Source organism: Metallibacterium sp. (assembly GCF_054637675.1).
Genome location: NZ_JBTSRB010000106.1, coordinates 1 through 3,012, shown reverse-complemented (window position 1 = coordinate 3,012; position 3,012 = coordinate 1). Strand labels below are relative to the sequence as shown.

3 protein-coding genes and 1 pseudogene are annotated in these 3,012 nt (G+C 65.3%); all 4 read left to right on the top strand.

Annotation, left to right across the window (positions count from 1 at the left end; all coding sequences use genetic code 11):
- A partial coding sequence (locus ACYDAT_RS15970) for a carboxymuconolactone decarboxylase family protein (RefSeq protein ID WP_461451417.1) occupies positions 1-325 on the top strand: 325 nt, incomplete at its 5' end.
- 28 nt (positions 326-353) lie between these two features.
- Positions 354-572: an SLAC1 family transporter gene (locus ACYDAT_RS15965; protein ID WP_461451415.1), complete on the top strand. Its 219-nt coding sequence runs from the start codon at positions 354-356 to the stop codon at positions 570-572.
- Positions 573-668: 96 nt separating this feature from the next.
- The gene (locus ACYDAT_RS15960) at positions 669-1,799 is read left to right on the top strand and encodes an IS630 family transposase (RefSeq protein ID WP_461451413.1); all 1,131 of its coding nucleotides are present in this window, start codon (positions 669-671) and stop codon (positions 1,797-1,799) included.
- A 94-nt stretch (positions 1,800-1,893) separates the two neighbouring features.
- Positions 1,894-2,974 (top strand): annotated as a pseudogene (locus ACYDAT_RS15955) (IS630 family transposase).
- The last annotated feature ends 38 nt before the right edge of the window (positions 2,975-3,012 follow it).

The window sequence follows — 3,012 nt, the reverse complement described above, 5'->3', positions numbered from 1 at the left end:
GATCAACGGCTGCGCCTTCTGCCTCGCCATGCATATGCGCGACGCGCGCAGGCTGGGCGAGCGCGAGGAACGCCTGGACCTGCTTCCCGCCTGGCGCGAAGCCCCGCTCTACACGCCTCGTGAGCGGGCCGCGCTGGCCTGGATCGAAGCGGTCACGCTGGTCGCCGACGGGCATGTGCCGGATGCAATCTACGAAGCGGCGCGACAGGAGTTTGGTGAGAAGGAGTTGGTCGATCTGACCTATGCCGTGGTCGCGATCAATGGCTGGAACCGGCTCGCCGTCGCCTTCCGCAGGCCCCCCGAGATCGGGGGCGCCACGTCGTAGCGCGGCGCAGGCCGGCTGTACCGCCGGCATGTCCGCGCAGCGCGCACCGAAAGACGCCAACACCGAACCACGAGGTGCAGTGAAACATCTCCCGCCCGCGTATTTCGCGCTTGTGATGGCGAGTGGGATCGTGTCCATCGCGGCCAGGGATTTTGATCTCCCTGTCCTGGCGGCGGCACTGTTCGTGCTCAACCTGGTCGCCTACGCGGTGCTGTCGGCACTGACCGTGTTGCGGGCGATCCACTAGTACATCGATTCCATGAAGGTTATCCACGGAGGGGGATTCCCCTGGTCACGGGTCATCTTGTAGGCAATCAGGGTGTCAGTGTTGTGGCAGGGGATCATGGCAGCACCTCGTCGCGTGGTGGAGTTGTCGCTCGGCTCGGATGATTTGACCCGGTTGGAGTCGATTGCCCGGTCGCGAACCGAACCGGCGATCCGGGTTGAGCGGGGGCGAATTTTCCTGGCCTGTCATGCCGACCCATCTTCGGTTGCGGTGGGCGAGCGGATCGGGGTGATGCGCCACACGGTTGGCCGATGCGTGCGCCGCGCCGAACGGTTTGGCGTCATGGCGGCACTCGACGACAGCCCGCGGCCTGGCAAGGCGCCTTCGATCACGCCAGACGCCCGCGCCTGGCTGGTGTCGCTGGCGTGCCAGAAGGCGAAGGACCTGGGCTATCCGCACGAGCTGTGGACCACGCGCCTGCTGGCGCGCCACGCGCGGGAGCACGCGCCGATGGCCGGATACCCGTGCATGGCGAACATTGTGCAGGGCACGGTCTGCAAGATACTCGCACGCCACCAGGTCAGGCCGCACAAGGTTCGCTACTACCTCGAACGGCGCGACGGGGCGTTCGAGACGAAGATGGCCGAAGTGCTCTGCGTCTATCGTGAAGTTGCCCTCCTGCGCGAGAGCCAGGACGATAGCCGCGTCGCCATCATCTCGTATGACGAGAAGCCCGGCATTCAGGCAATCGGCAGCACCGCACCCGATCTGCCGCCGCAACCGGGATCGCACCCGACGTTCGCGCGCGACCACGAGTACAAGCGTCATGGCACGCTGAGCCTGCTGGCCGGCATCGACCTGCTGACCGGCCAGGTGCATGCCAGCATCGAGGACCGCCATCGGTCGCGTGAATTCGTCGGCTTGCTCAAGAAGCCCGATGCCGCCTATCCGGCCGACACCGCCATCAAGGTGATCCTCGACAACCACTCCGCCCACATCTCGAAGGAAACCAAGGCGTGGGCCGATAGCCAGCCCGAGGGCCGGTTCTCCTTCGTGTTCACGCCCAAGCACGGCTCCTGGCTCAATCTCGTCGAGGGCTTCTTCTCCAAGATGGCGCGCTCGATGCTCCGCCACATCCGCGCCGCCTCCAAGGCCGGGCTGAAAGCCAGACTCCTCGCCTACCTCGACGACATCAACCGCGACCCCGTCATCCATCGCTGGACCTACAAAATAGCCGAGGCCGCATGAAAGGAGTCGATCCACGGAAACGATGTACTGGTGTCCTGACCCGTAAATGTCGACTAATATCTCACGGGTGCGTAAACCGTGGGGGACTGCTCGGATGGCACGACCGATCAAGCGACTGCAGTCTGAGCCAGGCGTGGTGGCTGAACTCCGACGCCGGTCGCGGTCTGCCACGATCGGGGTGCGGGATCGCGAGCGCGCCAACATCATCCTGCTTCGGCTCGACGGCCTCGGTGTCGAAGCCGTCGCCGGACGGCTGAGCACAACGGCGAAGCGCGTCTCCATGTGGTCGGGACGCTTCGCGAGGTCAGGCCTCGACGGTCTCGCCGACCGGCCGGGCCGTGGCCGCAAGACCTCGATCGCGGCGGCGAAGGTGGCGGGTCATCACCGAGGCAACCCGCCCGCCGCCAGGCAGGAGCCGCTGGAGCATCCGATCGATGAGCCGGCATGCGGGCGTTTCTGCCAGTTCGGTGCAGCGGATCTGGTCGAAGAACGATCTGAAGCCGCATCGCCTGAAGACCTTCAGGCTGTCGAACGGCCCGAGGTTTGAGGAGAAGTTCTGGGACGTGATCGGCCTTTACCTCAATCCTCCGACCAACGCGCCCGTGCTGTGCTGCGACGAGAAGAGCCAGTGCCAGGCGCTCGAACGCACGCAACCCGGCCTGCCGCTGGCACCGAAGCGCCCGCGCACGATGACCCACGACTACATCAGGCACGGCACGGTCACGCTGTTTGCCGCCCTCGGGCAGCTGACCGGCAGGCTGACCACACGCACGGAGGCGAGCCATAGCCACGTCGAATGGCTTCGCTTCCTCAGGCAGATCGGCCGCGAGACACCGCGCGCGCTTGACCTCCATCTGATTGCCGACAACCACGCCACGCACAAACACCCGAAGGTGCGGGGGTGGCTGGAAAAGCACCCGCGCTTCAAGATGCACTTCACGCCGGCCTCGTCGTCTTGGCTCAATCTGGTCGAACGCTTCTTCGCCGACCTGACAGGCGATGCGATCCGCGCCGGCAGCTTCGTCTCGGTCAATGATCTCGTCCGCGACATCAATGCCTATCTCAAGCAGCGCAACGCCGATCCGAAGCCATACGTCTGGCGAGCCGCAGGCGCCGAAATCCTCGCCAGGATCAAACGCGCTCGCGCCGCACTCGACAAAGCCGCCGCTGCGTGAGTTTTTGGATGGCAATTGAGAGTCAGGGCGCTAGCAGC